Raw genomic sequence first — 17,569 nt, 5'->3', positions numbered from 1 at the left:
GTTCAAGCATATATTCTCAAACAAATTGTTATGAACTATAGAGACTGCCTTTTCTCTCATTAAATTATCATAACAAATTTCTTATATGTTGAATACTTTCTTTTTTTAGAGAAAAGAAGGATGTTACAAACATATACAAATAATAATAACCTTCACACTCTATAATACAATTCATGTGAAGGTTATTATTATTATATTGCTTCAGCTTTCAAAAAGTGTAATTTCTCTTTTTGCTCATCATTCGCCATCATTACTATCGTCTTTTCAACATGCGGATGTACATGTTCAAGTGTCACACTCGCTCCTACTTTATCCGATTGCTCAACAAAGTTTAATAATGCCATAGCTCCTGATACATCCATATAACGTACATCTTTCATACGCAAAATAACTGGTGACTTCACATTTTGTAAAGAAGCAAAAATACGATCTACTGATAGAAATGAAAGTGGTCCCTGAATCGTATACGTCGCTTCTTTTTCTTTTATAATAGAAGCTTTACGTTCTTTACATTTCACCATGTATATAATGAAGGAAAGAATAATGCCAAACGCAACAGCAACCATTAAATCGAATTTCACTGTCACAAACATCGTCACGAACATAACAATCACATCGCCTCTCGGTGCTACATGTGCTTTTCTCATGCTTTCCCAATCAAACATCCCGATGCCAGTTAAAATTAAAATGCCTGATAATACAGCAAGCGGAATATATTGTACCACTGAACCGAGTCCCATAATGAAAATGAATAAGATGACGCTATGCATACAAGCTGAAAGTGCCGTCTTCCCCCCGCTTCTTATATTGACGATGGATCTAACAGTTGCACCTGCTCCTGCTAATCCTCCGAACAAACCACTCGCAACATTACCAATACCTTGTCCGATTAACTCTTTATTACTTTTATGACGTGTCCCTGTCACATTATCCATTACGACAGACGTTAATAATGAGTCAATTGATCCTAGTAAAGCAATACTAAGCGCTGGTAATACAAGTGCTAACATGCCATTTGCGTCTAAATTCGGTACGTGAAGCGATGGCATCGCCTCTGGAATTGCACCAATCTTTTCAATCATCTTATTTAAAGAAAGAGTTCCTACAACTGGTAAGTTTACCGTAATTCCTTGTAGCATAGAAGAAAATAACGGCAACGTTACTGTAACACCTACTAATGCTACTAAACTTGATGGAATGGCCTTAATCCATTTTCCAGAAACAATCATTACAATGATCGTTAATAACACAAGTAGAAAACTATTTTGTACGTGCTTCATTTCACCTAAAATAATGATCAGTGCAATCCCGTTCATAAATCCTGAAACAACAGGATATGGAATGTAACGAACGTAAGAGCCGAGCTTACATACACCAAATAAGATTTGAAATAACCCTGCCATCATAAATGCAATAAAACTTGCTTCTAATCCGTGAGTTGCAATAACGCCTGTTGCAATAACTGTAATCGGCCCAGTAGGACCCGTTACTTGCCCCGGTGTACCGCCAAATAACGCCGCAAACAAACCTGCAAAAATCGCGCCATACAATCCGACCAATGCTCCCTCAGACGTTCCCGTTGCGGCAATACCAAATGCAATTGCTAACGGCAAAGCAACAATCGCAACAGTAAACCCAGCTAAACATTCCTTTGCTATTTTTTGAAACATATAAATAACCACCTTTGTATAAAGTCCACGTTCCATTGTACATCTAAAACAAATCATTCGTTAGCGTATTTATAAAAAACTCTTTACAGTCTCGTGAAGTAAACGTCTACATTGATAAATAGCCTTCCCAAGTCAAACTAAAAAACAGCAATATGATGAATCTACCTTTGGAAACAAACTTGACTATGCTATAATGAACAAATTAAATCTTTTACTATATACTTGGAGGCACTATGCTAACTTTTGAAGAAAAATTATCAATTATTGAATCTTTTCCGGAATTAGAAAGAAAGAACGTATCATTAAAACGCGTAAACTTTCACTTTGAAGAAAGTCGTTTAGATAAAAAGAACGTTGTATATCATTTACACCCAAATGGAAACGGATTTGTATATGCAAACTTCATTAAAGGTTATAAAACAGATGATAAAGGTATGATTAACATCCGTGAGTTTTCAGAAGAAGAACTACGTTCATTAATTGAAAAAGTAATTGAACGTCTATCACAGGAGCAAGAGGAAATTGTAGCACCAATGGAACCTGCTGCAGAAGAAGAATGGAAGAACGAAGACGGTCATATCCTAACTCTTATTCAAGAGGATGATATGTGGAACGTTTACGCTGGCGTAAACTTAGACGGTACATTCAACTCTTATCCAGAAGCTGCGGAATACCTTGATGAAGAAGGTTTCTCACGTAAATAATACGTTTCTTACTACTAATAAAGGCCGTCCCAAAAGTTTTTTGGGACGGCCTTTATTAATAGGTAGACTATCATTGTCGTATTTTATAGTTAAGTCGACTTAATTTCATGCACTGTTGCAATTTTACCCAATAAGAACATAACTCCCCTCCATAAAATTATGGAATCAAAACTTCTTATTCTCACTATCCCCTATAAAAATTTGAATTTGACAACTATACGACTCCGTATTAAAAAAATCATTAACTAACTCTACTTCAATAAAACTCTCCACTTCTATATTGTTTTCTTTTGTATATTTAATCATAGTATTTCTACGTTCTTCTTCATTTTCTTTACTATACGCTAATGTTACATATTTCCCGCCCGGTAATACTTTTATATTTGGCATCTCTTCCATATGGACATGATCTTGTACTTTATTAAAAACATACTTTGGCTCTACATCCCACTTTTCATTGACATTGTATAGAATACCCATTTCCATTGACATCTTATCTTCATACTCTTGAATGATTTTCTCTAAATTAGAATAATACAGTAACTCTTGTAAACTCCCCACTTCTTTACAAGGCGCTACAATGACATAACGCTGTTCAAAGAACTGAATACACACTTCATCACTTTTTAATATTTCCTGTGAACTCCCTACTTTTTCATTTAAGTCATCAATCGTTTCAATTACCTCTTTCATTTTCTTTATATGTTCTTCCGCTTCCGCCCTCTTTACTTGTAAAAATTGCAGCAACTTGTCCGTATTGCATTCCTTAAAAATCTCTTGAAGTTCTACTATACTCGTATTCAACTCTCTACAACTTTTTATAATATCAATGTGAATGAATTGATCTATAGAATAATATCTATATCCTGTTGATTCATCAATATGTTTTGGAGTAAGAATTCCCATCTTATGATAGTACCTTAATGCCTTTATCGTTATATCCTTTATTTTTGCAACTTCTCCAATAGAAAATAATGTTTTCACCTGAATCTCTTCCTTTTTATTTTTTCGCATGCAACCATTGACTCTCCCCTTAGAGGAGACCTTACTATTTATAATAAGTCATTTACATTAATAAAGGGAGTATACAATATGAACACAGTAAAATATAGAAGTCTTGTTAAGGAAGACTATGAGCCTATAAAACATTTAATTGGTGAGGCATTTGGGTTTAATAAATTCATTACAGATAAAAAATTTTTAAATTCACTATTAAACTTCTACCTACACAGTTGCATTTTAGGAAGTTCCTTTAGTAAGGTAGCTGAAAAAGATAATAAAGTTATCGGTGTCATTTTAGGCGATTCTGAAAAAGATAAAAACCGTTTAAAGAGATTCCATAATACTGTTAGCTTTTCCTTTAACACGCTGAAACTATTCATGACGAATAAAGAGAATAGAGGATTTTTAAAAGCATTTATAAAAGTTCAAAAAACATATAAAGAACTAATTCAAGGAAAAGAAGATCATTTTCAAGGATGCATACAATTATTCATCGTATCCGAAGAATCTAGAGGTCTTGGAGTTGGGAAATCTTTATTAAATCACTTATTCCAATACATGACAAAAGAAGATGTTACATCTTTATATTTATATACAGACAATGAATGCAACTATGAATTTTATGACAGACAAAACTTCCAACGTATACAAGAAAAAGCAATTAATTTTGGACCAAAAGAAGAAGATTTCAACATATTTTTGTACCGCTATAACTTTAACTAATAGTAACATTTACACTTCGATGCTCTTTGCTAATTAGCAAAGAGCTATATTAAGTATGATATCACTCGCGAATGGTTGTCAAAAAATCATACTAGCTTAAATCCTCCAGCCAAACTCTTCTACTACTATTGTTTCAGTTCGATTAGTGCGAAAAAGAGGAAGATGTGTAACAACTTCAATGTAAAAAGGAGCGCACAATATGGAATGGATTCACGAATTATTTCAGCAATATGGGTATTATGTAGTACTTGTTGGATTGCTTTTAGAATATATTGCTCTTCCGTTTCCAGGAGAGCCAACATTAGCCTATGCAGGATTTTTATCACATCAAGGTGATTTGAGTTTACCAATTTTAATTATTTTATCCTTTATTGGGACAAGCGTAGGTATGACGTTCCAATACTTTTTAGGAAATAAACTTGGCATGCCTTTCATTCAAAAATACGGGAAATATGTATTTTTAACAGAACGGAAAATTAATTTAACGAAAATGTGGTTTGATAAATACGGCTATTTTCTAATCTTTATCGCCTTTTTCATTCCAGGCGTTCGCCACTTCACAGGATACTTTGCAGGAATTATCAACTTACCGTTTCGCCGCTTTGCGATGACAATTTATTCAGGCGCCCTATTTTGGGTATCATTCTTCTTAATCAGTGGTTACTGGTTAGGGGAAAACCTAGAAGTTATATTCCTAGTACTTGAACAACACATTTGGAAAATTATCTTCGGTATTATTATCATTGCGCTAATCACCCGATTTCGCAAAAAAATAAAGCATGTGTTTATAAAAAATCTAAATTAAAACGAGCAGCATGTTATTAAAATCGTTCATCCATAAGTATTATCCAGCTTAGCTGATTACACAAATAATAAAGTGAAACTTTAATCAGCCCTCACCAATCGGGCTTTTACGGGAAGTTATCTCCCACCTAACTTCCTCGCATTCACCGAATTTCGAGGTGGGAGTTTTACTGCCCGCAAATAGCGGGATAAAAAAAAGCGGAGACCCATAGTCTCCGCTTTTTCACATACATTTTGTTTCCGAACTAACTCTCACCATTAATTTTTTTTACGTCTAAACAACATCGCTCCAAAAATTAATGCGAACATACCTGCAATAAGAGAAGTAGATTCAGTTGATGTTCCCCCTGTTTGAGGAAGTAATTTTGATTGCTTATTATTTTCTTTACTAGATGGTACTTCAGATTTATTTTGTACATCTTGTTTGCTTTGTACTTCTTGTTTGTTCTGTACTTCTACTTTATCTTGTACCTCTTGTTTGTTTGATACTTCCGGTTTCTCTTTTACCTCTGGTTTTTCTAACACATTCGGTTCTTCTGTTACCTTCGGCTCTTCCGGCTTTTCTTCTGTTAACTCTTTTGTTGTTTCTTCTTTATTTTCTTCTTCGATCGGTTTTACCAAAATCTCCGGCTTCTCTTTTACCTCTGGTTTCTCTAAAACATTCGGTTCTTCTGTTACCTTTGGCTCTTCCGGTTTTAATGACTCTTCGATTTCTTCTGTTGTTTCTTCTTTATTTTCTTCTTCTTTCGGTTTTACCAAAATCTCCGGCTTCTCTTTTACCTCTGGTTTCTCTAGAACATTCGGTTCTTCTGTCACCTTTGGTTCTTCCGGTTTTAATGGTTCTTCCAATTCTTCTGTTGTTTCTTCTTTATTTGACTCTTCTCCTGGTGTTACCAAGATTTCCGGTTTCTCTGTTACCTCTGGTTTCTCTAACACATTCGGCTCTTCTGTTACCTTTGGTTCTTCCGGTTTTTCTTCTTTTATTTCTTCTGTTGTTTCTTCTTCTACTTGTTCTTCTTCTGGTTTTACATGAATCTCCGGTTTCTCTGTTACCTCTGGTTTCTCTAACACATTCGGCTCTTCTGTTACCTTTGGTTCTTCCGGTTTTTCTTCTTTTATTTCTTCTGTTGTTTCTTCTTCTACTTGTTCTTCTTCTGGTTTTACATGAATTTCCGGCTTATCTGTAACTTCTGGCTTCTCTAACTCGTTCGGCTCTTCTGTTACCTTTGGTTCTTCCGGTTTTTCTTCTTTTATTTCTTCTGTTGTTTCTTCTTCTACTTGTTCTTCTTCTGGTTTTACATGAATCTCCGGTTTATCTGTAACTTCTGGCTTCTCTAGCTCATTCGGCTCTTCTGTTACCTTTGGTTCTTCCGGTTTTTCTTCTTTTATTTCTTCTGTTGTTTCTTCTTCTACTTGTTCTTCTTCTGGTGTTACATGAATCTCCGGTTTATCTGTAACTTCTGGCTTCTCTAGCTCATTCGGCTCTTCTGTTACCTTTGGTTCTTCCGGTTTTTCTTCTTTTATTTCTTCTGTTGTTTCTTCTTCTACTTGCTCTTCTTCTGGTTTCACCCAGATTTCCGGCTTATCTGTAACTTCTGGCTTCTCTAACTCGTTCGGCTCTTCTGTTACCTTTGGTTCTTCCGGTTTTTCTTCTTTTAACTCTTCTGTTGTTTCTTCTTCTACTTGTTCTTCTTCTGGTTTTACATGAATCTCCGGCTTATCTGTAACTTCTGGCTTCTCTAGCTCATTCGGCTCTTCTGTTACCTTTGGTTCTTCCGGTTTATTAGAATCTTCCAGTTCTTCTATTGTTTCTTCTTTACCTGGATCTTCTACTTCTGGCGCTTCCTGTATCTTTATATTTATAATATCATATCCTTTAACGTGCGATTGATATCCCGATACTGGTTGCTCTTTCACTTCATACTTATAAGCTTTTCCTGCCGTATCAACAGCTGGTAAATTTTCAAACTCATACTTCCAACCATTTGCTGCAGTAACTTCTTTCGTTGCAATGACTTTACCATCTTGCAGTAAATCTACTTTAATTGTTTCCGGGCGATTATTTATATTATCGCCTTCCCACGTTTTCGTTCCTGCAACAGATGTAGTTTTCAACTTATTTGGAACCATAAGTTTTATTCCATTTACATCATCCTTCTTAATTGTAAAAGGAATTTTCGTTTGCGGATCGAACTCTACATAGTTCGGTGCTGAAATTTCTTGTACATAGTAATTACCTGGAGCAAGGTTTGGTGCCTCAACTACTCCGTCTTGATTTGTTGTATAGGAATCACCAATTTGCTGACCTGACTCTGTGTACAATTTAAAAGAAACACCTGGGATAACTTTCCCTTCGTTTCCTTCAATATGCTTAACAATTCTTAACGTTCCTTTAGAAGGTAAATCACCTTGCGCACCACCACCTGCGTTTATATTTTTAACCCATGCATTCTTTGAAACAGTTACTGGTGGCTGATTTAAAATCTGGTAATCAATTGTATAATCATTATAAAACTCATCTTGATTCATTCCGCTATCAGTTATAATCGAGCTATATCGAATGCTGATACCCTTACCACTTACCTGATCCTTATAACCTCTAAGGGAAAAAGAGTTACCGTTCAACGTAATCGTACCATAACCTTGATCGATAAATTGTTGCGGAGTTACCCCCGTATTTCCGACTATTATAATAAACCCTTCCTGCTTCAGCGTTTGACCTGATTGTAAAGTATCAGTCAAAACAATATCAGCATCTAACTGTTCCTTGTTACTACTAGCGTTTACATTCAACTCCCATTTCACCTCATTGGGAGCGTCTGGGTAAATTTCACCTGTTTTATAGATAAATGATGATGAGCCCGTCGATTCTGTGGGCCCTTTAATTGTTACCCTTTGAGTTGCTAAACCTGTACCTAAATTTGTATCAACTGGTATCGTTTGATTCACTCCTACATTACTAGTTGCTTTGAATTCCAAATACAAATAGCCTCTAATGTTTTGAAGTTTCTCAACCGTATCATTAAATGTACATACCACATTAGTTTTTGTTACTTCGCAAGTACCAAAACTAACACCCGCATCATTCTTCAAGTCAATTCGTTTACTATACCCTGTTAGTTCTGCAGGTAGTGTTAATGTTAGCGTGTCTCCGGCCTTCATTTGATTTCCAGATTTATCACTAAAATCTACTCTTATTCCCGATCGTTCTCCATAATTTAATTCCGTTTTGTCGAATGTAAAACTATCAACTAATCCTGTTGTGTTTAATTCTTGAGCATGACTTATAATAGGCATAAAAACTTGTCCAATAATAACAGTAAAAATAAAACAAATTACAGATATTCTTTTTAAATATGTACTCATAACGCCTCCGTTTTTAATCATCAAATTTTCCTGCGGTGAAACCCTTTTACCCTAAACCACTTTGAAAAAAGGTTACAACTAAAGAATATTTGCAGCATCAAACTATCTTTAATCATACAAAACAAAGCAGTAAACAACACGATTCATTAACCATATTGTTCGCTTGTTTTGGCAGCCAACAATAAATATTAGTACTTATGAAAATACATTACAAGACTGTTCATTTACATATTAATTTGTTACTATATTAGTAGTAACCAAAATGTACTGAATGACCACTTCATTCATATGGTCGTCTGATGACTGACTATTTTTCTCTTTCGAATGTTATCCATTACCATTCTCCCCTAATAACTTTATTCCACTAGTACTGAAGCACGAACATATTCCGAAATTACACATCATCATTTACTATTTTAATATTTCTCATCCACTTCAAAACCCTACCTATTTAAAACAGGTAATATGATTTTAAAATCAAATCATTAAGAAAAAATATATTCTACTATAATAATAATAATAGGAAGTAATTATAAATAGAAGGTACATACAAATTTTTCAACCTGCTATCTCCTCATTTTTAATAATTTCACAATAATAAGGCTACCTTTCCTTATTAAGAAAGATAGCCTTATTCGTATAGACAACTGCTCTACTCCTTATTTCTTCGCGCCTTTCAACGACTCTCTCAGCACAAACTTTTGTAATTTCCCACTCGCATTACGCGGAAGTTCATCTACAAATAAGTAATGACGCGGACGTTTATAATCTGCTAATTCATCACTTTCTTTGCAATACATTTCTAAATCAGCTTCTGAAATATTTTCATCTTTCTTTACAACAACCGCAACGACACGCTCTCCCCATAGTTCATCTGGCTCACCAAGTACTGCAACATCTAATACACCTGGGTGACTATGAAGGAAATCTTCCACTTCACGAGGGTAAATATTTACACCACCGCTAATTACCATATCATCAACGCGATCTGCAACGAATAAATAACCGTCTTTATCGAAGTAGCCTAAATCACCAGAATGATACCATCCTTTATACATCGATTTTTTATTTGCTTCTTCTCGATTATGATAACCAGCCATCATAGTCGGTCCGCGCAAAATAATTTCCCCTACTTCATAAGGGGGCAACATATCATCTGGCTCTGCTGGTGCATCTTCGTTCGGTTTGACAATTCGAATTTCATGGCTAAAGCACGGTGTTCCTGCCGAACCAGCTTTCGTAATTTGATCCTCTTCTACGAGAAACGCAACAACCGGTCCCATTTCTGTCATTCCGTAAATTTGGACAAGATCAATATAAAGACGCTCTTTACACTCCTTCACTAGCGCTGGAGCCATCGCAGCCCCGCCATATACACCGATCTTCATCGAAGTTAAATCATACTCGGCTAGATCTTTTTGCAGTAACATATTCCACATCGTTGGTGCTGCAAAAAACGTCGTAATCTTCTCTTCTTGAATGGTATGTAATACTCTATCCGTATCAAAATGATGTAAAATAACATTCTTTCCGCCAACTTGAATGCGCGGTATGATTCCAGCATTTAACTCGCCGCAATGATATAAAGGCGCAACCACAAGCCCGGCGCTATCCCTGTTATATTTTATGAAATACGTACAAATCATACTATGCTCAGCCATATCACGATGGCGATGTAATACGCCTTTCGGATGACCCGTCGTACCACTCGTATAAAGCATAGAGCAATAATCCATTTCATCGACTACAATATCTACTTTTTCAGCTGATGCTTCATTTACTTTTTCATGGTAGGAACTAGCATAAGAAGGTGCATCGTCTTCTACATACCAAAAAGACGAATTTGGAAAATCTCGTTCAATCATCGCAACAGTTGATTCAACTGCTTTTTCAAAGACAACTACTTTCGAGGCTGCATCTTGGAGGATATACGATAATTCTTTTGCTTTTAAGCGGAAATTAATCGGGTTAAATATCGCCCCAATTTTGGCACAGGCTAAGTAAACGTTTACAAATTCACGACAGTTATATAAGTAAACAGATACACAATCTCCCTTTCTTACTCCTTCTTTCAATAGAGCTTGCGCCGTTTTATTTATTTGCTCATCCCACTGTTTATATGTCCAGCGAATTTTTTTTTCTGGTTCTACTAACGCCTCTTTATTCGGATATTTGCCAACTGCCAAATCAAAAATTCTCCCTATCGTCATGTACATGCCAACAATTTCCCCCTTTTCTCTTTCATAAATCTATCATTTCGTCTATAAGTAGACATTGTCCTCTAATAATTTGACTAATTTTTCTGATTATTATCGACATAGTTTTACAAATGGACCGTTTGATGGTAAATGAAATTATATCGGCGATTTTTTGAATATATCGAACGCAACTTGAAATATATCGGCGATTTTTAAAATATATCGCACGCAACTCAATTTATATCAGCGATTTTTCGAATATATCGACTTACCGACAAAAACTGACAATATAAAAAGAGGTTGTTCCACATTGGAACAACCCCCTTCTCCTTAAACGAATAGCTCTTCTAAAATTTTCAGTTTATCTTCTGTATATTTCACGAAGCCATCGTTATATGATTTTGGATCTTTCGGATTCGCAAAGTGTGTAATTGCTCCTGTTTGTGGGTGAACAAATTTACTTGATGCCCCGCAACCAAGTCCGATAATCGATTGTACTTCTTCCATAATAACAATATTGTAGATACTTTCTTGCGTCGGTATTGCATACCCAACGTTTTCTAAGTTACCTAAAATATTTTTTTGACGATATAAATAGTATGGCACGTAGTTATGGTTCTTCGTCCACTCTTCCGCCTCATGCATCATCGCAGTAATTTCTTCGCGACCTGCTACTTTATATTTACGTTTGTTTTGCGTCATTTCAGAAGCACGTTTAAATGATAACGTATGAACTGTTAACGATTCTGGCATTAACTTTTCTGTTTCATCTAACGTATGCTTAAAGATGTCTAATCCTTCACCAGGAAGACCAATAATTAAATCCATATTAATATTGTTCATTCCCATTTCACGTGCTAAATGATACTTCTCAATCGTTTCTTCTACAGTGTGATGACGTCCAATTGCCTTTAGTGTCTCTTGATGGTATGACTGCGGATTAATACTAATACGGTCAATGTTCCATTTATTTAACACTTCTAGCTTTGCTGGTGTGATCGTATCTGGGCGACCTGCCTCAACTGTTACTTCACGTACATCTTTCACATCAGGGAACGCTTGGTACATTTCTTCATACAGCATATCCATCTCTTCTGCTGTAATACTCGTCGGCGTACCACCGCCGTAATAAATCGTCGTAACTGTAACACCTTTTTCTTTTAAAAACTTACCAATTTCACGAACTTCATAATGTAACCCGCCTAAGAACGAATCAACTGATCCTTGGCGTCCGTTAATTGCATAAGCCGGGAACGTACAGTACGCACATTTTGTAGGGCAAAACGGAATACCGATGTAAATACTTACTTCTTCTTTCAAACGGTATAAATCCGGAACAACCGCTAATTGGCAATCAACGATACGCTGAAGAAGCTCAATTTTTTCTTCATGAATTAAATAACTTTCACGAAGTTCTTTATGCGCTTCTTCTTTTGACATACCATTTTGAAGCAGTTTGTGAAGAAGTTTCGTTGGGCGTACCCCAGTTAATATTCCCCAGCTCTGTTCAAGTCCAGTTAGCTGTTGAAGTACAGAAAGATATACGTAAGAAACAACATGTTTCACTTGCTTCATACGTTCTTTTTCTTCTGTGAAAGCAGATAAATCTTTTGCGAATGTTTCTTCATACACATTTCCGGTTGCAACATCTGTTAAACGAGCCGATGCTGTCACATTACCTTCTATCTGTATATCAACGATAAGATTTGCTTCTTCTTGCTCAAACCCTATCTTGCTCTCTTCAAAAAATAAACCGCCAATATTTTGTAGCGGACGTAAAAAACGATCATCTTGTAACGTTTTAATTGAAATTAACAACATTATCACCTTTTCATTTGCAAACTCTCTTTAGTTTACTTGAAGGGCGTTTACAGGTCAATACAGAAGGTTTTACCTGTTTCTCTTACATATATTTTTTCTCGAATGTTATTTAGATATATAGACACACTGATTGACTCTTGTTAAAATTTAGTAGTGCTAAATTAAGGCTTAGCAAAAAATAAAATATATAAAGGAGGAATATTAACACAAGATTCAACAATCTAATGTGTTAAAAACAAATATGAAAAAGAAACTTTATAGCGTTTTAACCCTCTCTCTTGCATTACAAACTGTTATGGCACCTACTTATTCATTTGCAGAGAGTGCTGAAAAATCCGCGGAAGTATATACGGATGAGCAAGTTTTCAAAAGTATTGAAGAACATGTTAAAGAGCATAGCACACATGAAGAGGATATCGAGGTCACTGGCGAATTCCTACTATACACATCAAAAAAACATTCATTATATGACTCAAGTGATTTAAAAAACAAATCGAATGTAGAGGTTACAGAACAAGTAGTAATGGCGACAAAGAAAAAAGGGAATGCATACTACATAACAACTCCAGCTGGCGCTGGGTGGATAAATAACAATGATAATAGCTTAGAAGTTCAAGAGATTCATAAATTATCTAATCAAAAATTAATTGTGAAAGAAGAAGCTTCCATACATTCATTACCATTCCAATCGTTTAAAGAAGAGGATAAACTGCAGCCACAAGTAATTATTCCTACTGAACAAGCAGGAAATTGGTTTAAAGTCCAAATAAATGAAACATCAAAATGGATTTATGCACCTTCTGCTACGTTTGAAGGCACAAAAGCTTCATTATTAAAAAACGGCCGTTCTGCTAAAAGCAATTTATTGAGAGCTCCAGCTACTCTACAAACAAACAATATTTATGGCGTTACATTTAAAGAAATGATTGTCCCAAAAGGAAATGACGATATTCGCCCTGGCTACGCGATGGTACCTAAATATATTACGATTCACGAAACGGCTAATCCAGAAAAAGGTGCCAATGCTCTAAGTCATGCAAAATTCTTAGATAGACAAGCACGCGGAACAGCTGATCGCGCCGCATCTTGGCATTTCACAGTAGATGATAAAGAAATTTATCAACATCTTCCAGTAAATGAAGTTGGATGGCATGCTGGAAATAAAACTGGAAACTATGAATCTATCGGAATTGAAATTGCCGTTAATCAAGATGGAAACTATGAAAAAGCGGTAGAGAATGCCCGTAAATTGGCAGCTTATTTAATGAACGAATTAAATATTTCTCTAGATAATGTCCAAAAACACCAATTTTGGTCAGGAAAAAACTGCCCTGCATATATGATTCAACGCGGACAATGGGATGCTTTCTTAAAAGGAACTGAAACATACTATAAGGAAAACCGAAAAGATCCAGTAACTGATGACATTACAGGTGGATGGTATGAACAAGACATTCGTCAATTAGCAGCTAGAGGCATTATGCAAGGAGAAGGGAACGGCAAGTACTTCCCAGAACGTCTTGTAACGCGTGCTGAATTTGCTACATTAATTACTCGTGCTTTACAATTACCAAATGGAAATGCTAATTTCACAGACTTAGAACAAGTACATCCATCTTTAAGAGACGGTATTAATCGTGCAGCAAGCGCAGGCATAATCCGCGGACGTGGTGATAATACCTTTGATCCAAATACTACAATTACACGCGAAGAAGCTGTTATTATGATCGATCGTTCTCTAAAACACGCTGGTATTTTCGCAAAACCAGTTGAACTACCATTCGTAGACCAAAACTTAATTTACGCTAAAGAAGAAGTACAAAGAGTGTATGGATATGGAATTGTAAAAGGTAATGAATTTAATCAATTCGTACCAAAAGGACCATCACAACGCGCTCACGCAGCTGCATTTATAAACAGAATGCTTAACGTGATTGAAGCTTAAAAACATTTATAACTAAATGTTTTTACTTTAATCCTTCTGTATTAACTTAAAAGGCAAAAGAGATAATATTATCTCTTTTGCCTTTTATACATCTATTAACTATTTTTAGTCATAAATCTTAAACATATTCCTAGTAACAGAAAAATCACACCTATAAGTGGCAGAGAATGTGTACTACACCTTGTAACTGGAAGCTTTCTATTGTTGGTGGTTTTTCTAAACCTTTGCTTAGTTCTCCAGTTGCAGCCACTAAGATTATATAACTTGACGCATTCACGTCATAAAGTTTTGACAACATCAATAGTTGCCTAAAGTATTCAAAGGAATTGTATAGATCTCAGATACAGTTCTCATTTTAAAGCCTTTTTCTTTCATCGTTTTGGTGTATGTTTATGATTCTTTAAAAAAGGAAGCGGGAATTGCTTACGAAAATGCTCTTTAATCATATACTCTACGCCGTTCTCAGTATTAGAACGTGTAATCCAGTCTGCGGCTTGCTTTAATTCTACAGGAGCGTTCCCCATTGCTACCCCGAGCCCAACATTTTCAATTACCTCTAAGTCTTCTATGCTATCTCCAATCGCAACCATTTCACTAAGGTTAATATTTAAATGCTCCCCAAGTAATTGTAAACCACGTAGTTTTGATACATTTTGAGGGAGAATTTCTATACGTCTCTCATCACAATCGACGTACTCTACATCTTGAAATGCCTTTCTTAACGTATTCATCCCTCTTTCTTTTTCACCTTTCGTATGGAAAACAATATCAATTTTTGGTGCAGCTACTGGGTGATCACGCAGGGCATCCCCTAGCGAATCTACAAATTGAACCGGATAAAATAACGGATCTGCGCTTGATAATACAGTACGCGCAATTAAGTTTGGTGTATTTCTCTCACGATTCCCAATTGAATATCTTTCATGAGAAATGCGAACATTACAATCAAAATGCTCTAACACTTGCACAATATTAAAGGTTTTCTCTTCAGATAATCTCCTTTGAGCGAACGGCTTATCTAACGTTGCTGAAATGAAAGCTCCACCGTGTGTAACTAATATAGAATCTAATTTTAACGCCTTCGCTATTTTATGAGCAGATTGAAAATTACGATTCGTAAATAATGTAACGTATACATCTTTTCTTTTCACAAAGTCAATTGTCTCCCGTAACCCTTTTGCGATTTTTCCGTTGTTGTATAGTAGTGTCCCATCTATATTAAGAGCTAGTAAGCGATAAATCATGTCGCACTCCCCCTCTTCGCTGTTGTACTCTATCCATAATTTATGAAATAAATGTAGTAAATAGAACGAGTTAGAATTACTACTCAAAATTTGGTTTACTATATACATATACGACTAGCAAAGGAGATAGTACAATGCAGGCACCACCTTCTTTTTATGAAGGCGATACGTTAGAGGTCGCAAAGAAGTTACTCGGGCATAAACTCGTTCATATTGTAGACGACATAAAGCGAAGCGGAATTATTGTAGAAGTAGAAGCATACAAAGGTCCAGATGATAAGGCCGCTCATAGTTACGGAGGAAGACGGACTAACCGAACAGAAGTAATGTTCGGCGCACCAGGACATGCTTACGTATATTTAATTTACGGTATGTATCATTGCTTTAACGTAATTACAGCACCAATCGGCACCCCGCAAGGAGTTCTTATTCGTGCTCTTGAACCTGTAGACGGAATCGAAGACATGACACTAGCGCGCTACAACAAAACTGACATTACGAAAGCTCAGTATAAAAACTTAACAAATGGACCCGGAAAACTATGCCGCGCACTCGGAATCACTTTAGAAGAGCGCGGCGTATCACTTCAAAGTGATACGTTACATATTGAATTAGTTCCTGAAGAAGGCCATTTATCATCCACACATAACATACTAGCTGGTCCTCGTATTAATATTGATTATGCAAAAGAAGCCGTTCACTATCCATGGCGGTTTTATTATGAAAAGCATCCGTGTGTTTCAAAGTAAAGGAGCTATCCTATAATGTTTCACTGACTTTGAACTGCCCCATCCTGTATATTTGCAAGTGACCAAACTAACAAAAATACGAAGGTAATTTCGTATTTCATCACACATCGAAAAGCCGAAATCCGGGCTCGGATTTCGGTTTTGTATATATAGAAGGAACCATTTCCTCTCCAAAATCCCCAAATACAGTTCACCTCCGAAGAGGAACCTAAAAAAACATTAATTTTCTTATGAATTTTTTAATGCATTATAATTATCTAAATTGAATTTCGTCATAATGAAAGTTCCTGTTGGAGTTAAAAGCTGAGAAATAGATTGTATGACATGAGGTAATTGCGACGGCTCAATAGGATGTGATAGTAGAATGTACTGGAATTTTTCATCTGTAAACACCTCATGTAACTTGTCATACTCACCAGAAGTTGTAGGGCCTACCCTATTTGCAAGAGCTGCCGCTTTTTCATTAATTTCTGCTCCGAATATGGAAACTGCCGGGTAACGCCTTTTCATTTCTAATAAAGTTGCACCACATCCAGCTCCTATATGAAGAATATTTACTTGATCAGGCGCAAATCGATCTACAATTGCTAGTAAATCATAATGAATGTATAAACTTTCACCATAAAATCCCCATTTTTCATAAAATTTTATATTATTCGCATGTAAAACTATGGAAAAGTTAACACTGTCTTCTCTCCACGATACACTTCCATAGTGATGAATAAATGTATCTTTACATAAATACAATTTATATCCCTTTTCAAAAATTCTTAACGACAAATCATCATCTTCATAATTCCCTGGTGTAAATCGTTCATCTAATACTCCAACTTCATCTAACACTGATTTTTTTATAAGCATACAAAATCCTATTAATTTCATACGTTCTTCCCATTTATTTTTATCACTTTGATTATATAAAGTTGCAAAATTCTGCATCCCTTGAATATCCTTATAAAAGGTTTGTATAGCAGTATAGTAAGCAGCATTATTAGTGACGGGTCCTACAGCTCCAGTATCTTCGTTTTCATACAAACACCGAATTAAGTTTCTTAACCAATTTTTAGTTACGACCACATCATTATTTAATAATAGAATATTATCACCTTTTGCCTTTTTAATTCCCTGGTTGCATCCCTTTGGAAAACCCATATTTTCTGCATTTTCCACTAGTATAATATCCGATTGTTTTTGTAACCATTCTACAGTACCATCTGTTGATGCATTGTCCACAACTATTAACTCATACTCTTGTTCCACTGTATAAGTTCTAATACTTTGGATGCATTCTTTTGTGTATTGTAATTGATTATGAGTTAATATAATTATACTTGTGAGCATGA

The 17,569-nt window shown here is 35.6% G+C and carries 12 protein-coding genes; 5 read left to right on the top strand and 7 right to left on the bottom strand.

The genetic code is table 11. The features are described from left to right. Positions 1–191: 191 nt before the first annotated feature. A complete protein-coding gene (locus tag EXW56_RS04470) occupies positions 192–1,670 on the bottom strand; it encodes a SulP family inorganic anion transporter (protein WP_002114817.1) in 1,479 nt (492 codons plus the stop codon). A gap of 233 nt (positions 1,671–1,903) precedes the next feature. Between EXW56_RS04470 and EXW56_RS04465 the strand changes: the two genes are divergently transcribed. After that, positions 1,904–2,374, top strand: a complete 471-nt coding sequence (locus EXW56_RS04465) for a hypothetical protein (RefSeq protein WP_002159114.1) — start codon at positions 1,904–1,906, stop codon at positions 2,372–2,374. 165 nt (positions 2,375–2,539) lie between these two features. Here EXW56_RS04465 and EXW56_RS04460 read toward each other — a convergent pair whose 3' ends face one another. Next, entirely contained in the window at positions 2,540–3,388 is an 849-nt protein-coding gene (locus EXW56_RS04460; protein WP_215597215.1) for a MerR family transcriptional regulator, read from the bottom strand. Between the two features lie 78 nt (positions 3,389–3,466). Between EXW56_RS04460 and EXW56_RS04455 the strand changes: the two genes are divergently transcribed. Both EXW56_RS04455 and EXW56_RS04450 read left to right on the top strand, forming a co-directional pair. Further along, positions 3,467–4,099, top strand: a complete 633-nt coding sequence (locus EXW56_RS04455; protein WP_215597214.1) for a GNAT family N-acetyltransferase — start codon at positions 3,467–3,469, stop codon at positions 4,097–4,099. 199 nt (positions 4,100–4,298) lie between these two features. Continuing rightward, entirely contained in the window at positions 4,299–4,904 is a 606-nt protein-coding gene (locus tag EXW56_RS04450; RefSeq protein WP_215558032.1) for a DedA family protein, read from the top strand. Between the two features lie 257 nt (positions 4,905–5,161). Here the strand turns inward: EXW56_RS04450 and EXW56_RS04445 are convergent, their stop codons facing one another. From EXW56_RS04445 to EXW56_RS04435, 3 genes are all read right to left on the bottom strand, one after another. Further along, the gene (locus tag EXW56_RS04445; protein ID WP_215597213.1) at positions 5,162–8,269 is read right to left on the bottom strand and encodes a Cna B-type domain-containing protein; all 3,108 of its coding nucleotides are present in this window, start codon (positions 8,267–8,269) and stop codon (positions 5,162–5,164) included. Between the two features lie 659 nt (positions 8,270–8,928). Beyond that, complete coding sequence (locus tag EXW56_RS04440; RefSeq protein ID WP_215597212.1) at positions 8,929–10,485, bottom strand: fatty acid--CoA ligase; 1,557 nt, start codon at positions 10,483–10,485, stop codon at positions 8,929–8,931. 312 nt (positions 10,486–10,797) lie between these two features. Next, complete coding sequence (locus EXW56_RS04435; RefSeq protein WP_002201625.1) at positions 10,798–12,288, bottom strand: coproporphyrinogen III oxidase; 1,491 nt, start codon at positions 12,286–12,288, stop codon at positions 10,798–10,800. A gap of 241 nt (positions 12,289–12,529) precedes the next feature. On the opposite strand from EXW56_RS04435, the gene EXW56_RS04430 reads away from it, so the two are divergent. Further along, the gene (locus tag EXW56_RS04430; protein WP_215597211.1) at positions 12,530–14,233 is read left to right on the top strand and encodes an S-layer homology domain-containing protein; all 1,704 of its coding nucleotides are present in this window, start codon (positions 12,530–12,532) and stop codon (positions 14,231–14,233) included. Between the two features lie 371 nt (positions 14,234–14,604). Here EXW56_RS04430 and EXW56_RS04425 read toward each other — a convergent pair whose 3' ends face one another. Next, positions 14,605–15,477, bottom strand: a complete 873-nt coding sequence (locus tag EXW56_RS04425) for a Cof-type HAD-IIB family hydrolase (protein WP_098988796.1) — start codon at positions 15,475–15,477, stop codon at positions 14,605–14,607. Between the two features lie 134 nt (positions 15,478–15,611). Between EXW56_RS04425 and EXW56_RS04420 the strand changes: the two genes are divergently transcribed. Then, positions 15,612–16,226, top strand: a complete 615-nt coding sequence (locus tag EXW56_RS04420; protein WP_098988797.1) for a DNA-3-methyladenine glycosylase — start codon at positions 15,612–15,614, stop codon at positions 16,224–16,226. Positions 16,227–16,454: 228 nt separating this feature from the next. Here EXW56_RS04420 and EXW56_RS04415 read toward each other — a convergent pair whose 3' ends face one another. Next, complete coding sequence (locus tag EXW56_RS04415) at positions 16,455–17,567, bottom strand: glycosyltransferase (RefSeq protein ID WP_215597210.1); 1,113 nt, start codon at positions 17,565–17,567, stop codon at positions 16,455–16,457. Positions 17,568–17,569 lie beyond the last annotated feature (2 nt).

It is taken from the genome of Bacillus mycoides (assembly GCF_018742245.1).
GTDB classification, from domain to species: Bacteria; Bacillota; Bacilli; order Bacillales; family Bacillaceae_G; genus Bacillus_A; species Bacillus_A cereus_U.
Note: the sequence above shows the minus strand (reverse complement) of the source record. Positions and strands in the feature narration are given on the sequence as shown.

Bases quoted from the DNA above. Each gene is read 5' to 3' on its own strand.
- EXW56_RS04470 (WP_002114817.1), bottom strand. From the start codon at position 1,670: ATGTTTCAAAAAATAGCAAAGGAATGTTTAGCTGGGTTTACTGTTGCG.
- EXW56_RS04420 (WP_098988797.1), top strand. From the start codon at position 15,612: ATGCAGGCACCACCTTCTTTTTATGAAGGCGATACGTTAGAGGTCGCA.
- EXW56_RS04440 (WP_215597212.1), bottom strand. From the start codon at position 10,485: ATGTACATGACGATAGGGAGAATTTTTGATTTGGCAGTTGGCAAATAT.
- EXW56_RS04435 (WP_002201625.1), bottom strand. From the start codon at position 12,288: ATGTTGTTAATTTCAATTAAAACGTTACAAGATGATCGTTTTTTACGT.
- EXW56_RS04445 (WP_215597213.1), bottom strand. From the start codon at position 8,269: ATGAGTACATATTTAAAAAGAATATCTGTAATTTGTTTTATTTTTACT.
- EXW56_RS04430 (WP_215597211.1), top strand. From the start codon at position 12,530: ATGAAAAAGAAACTTTATAGCGTTTTAACCCTCTCTCTTGCATTACAA.
- EXW56_RS04425 (WP_098988796.1), bottom strand. From the start codon at position 15,477: ATGATTTATCGCTTACTAGCTCTTAATATAGATGGGACACTACTATAC.
- EXW56_RS04450 (WP_215558032.1), top strand. From the start codon at position 4,299: ATGGAATGGATTCACGAATTATTTCAGCAATATGGGTATTATGTAGTA.
- EXW56_RS04465 (WP_002159114.1), top strand. From the start codon at position 1,904: ATGCTAACTTTTGAAGAAAAATTATCAATTATTGAATCTTTTCCGGAA.
- EXW56_RS04460 (WP_215597215.1), bottom strand. From the start codon at position 3,388: ATGCGAAAAAATAAAAAGGAAGAGATTCAGGTGAAAACATTATTTTCT.
- EXW56_RS04415 (WP_215597210.1), bottom strand. From the start codon at position 17,567: ATGCTCACAAGTATAATTATATTAACTCATAATCAATTACAATACACA.
- EXW56_RS04455 (WP_215597214.1), top strand. From the start codon at position 3,467: ATGAACACAGTAAAATATAGAAGTCTTGTTAAGGAAGACTATGAGCCT.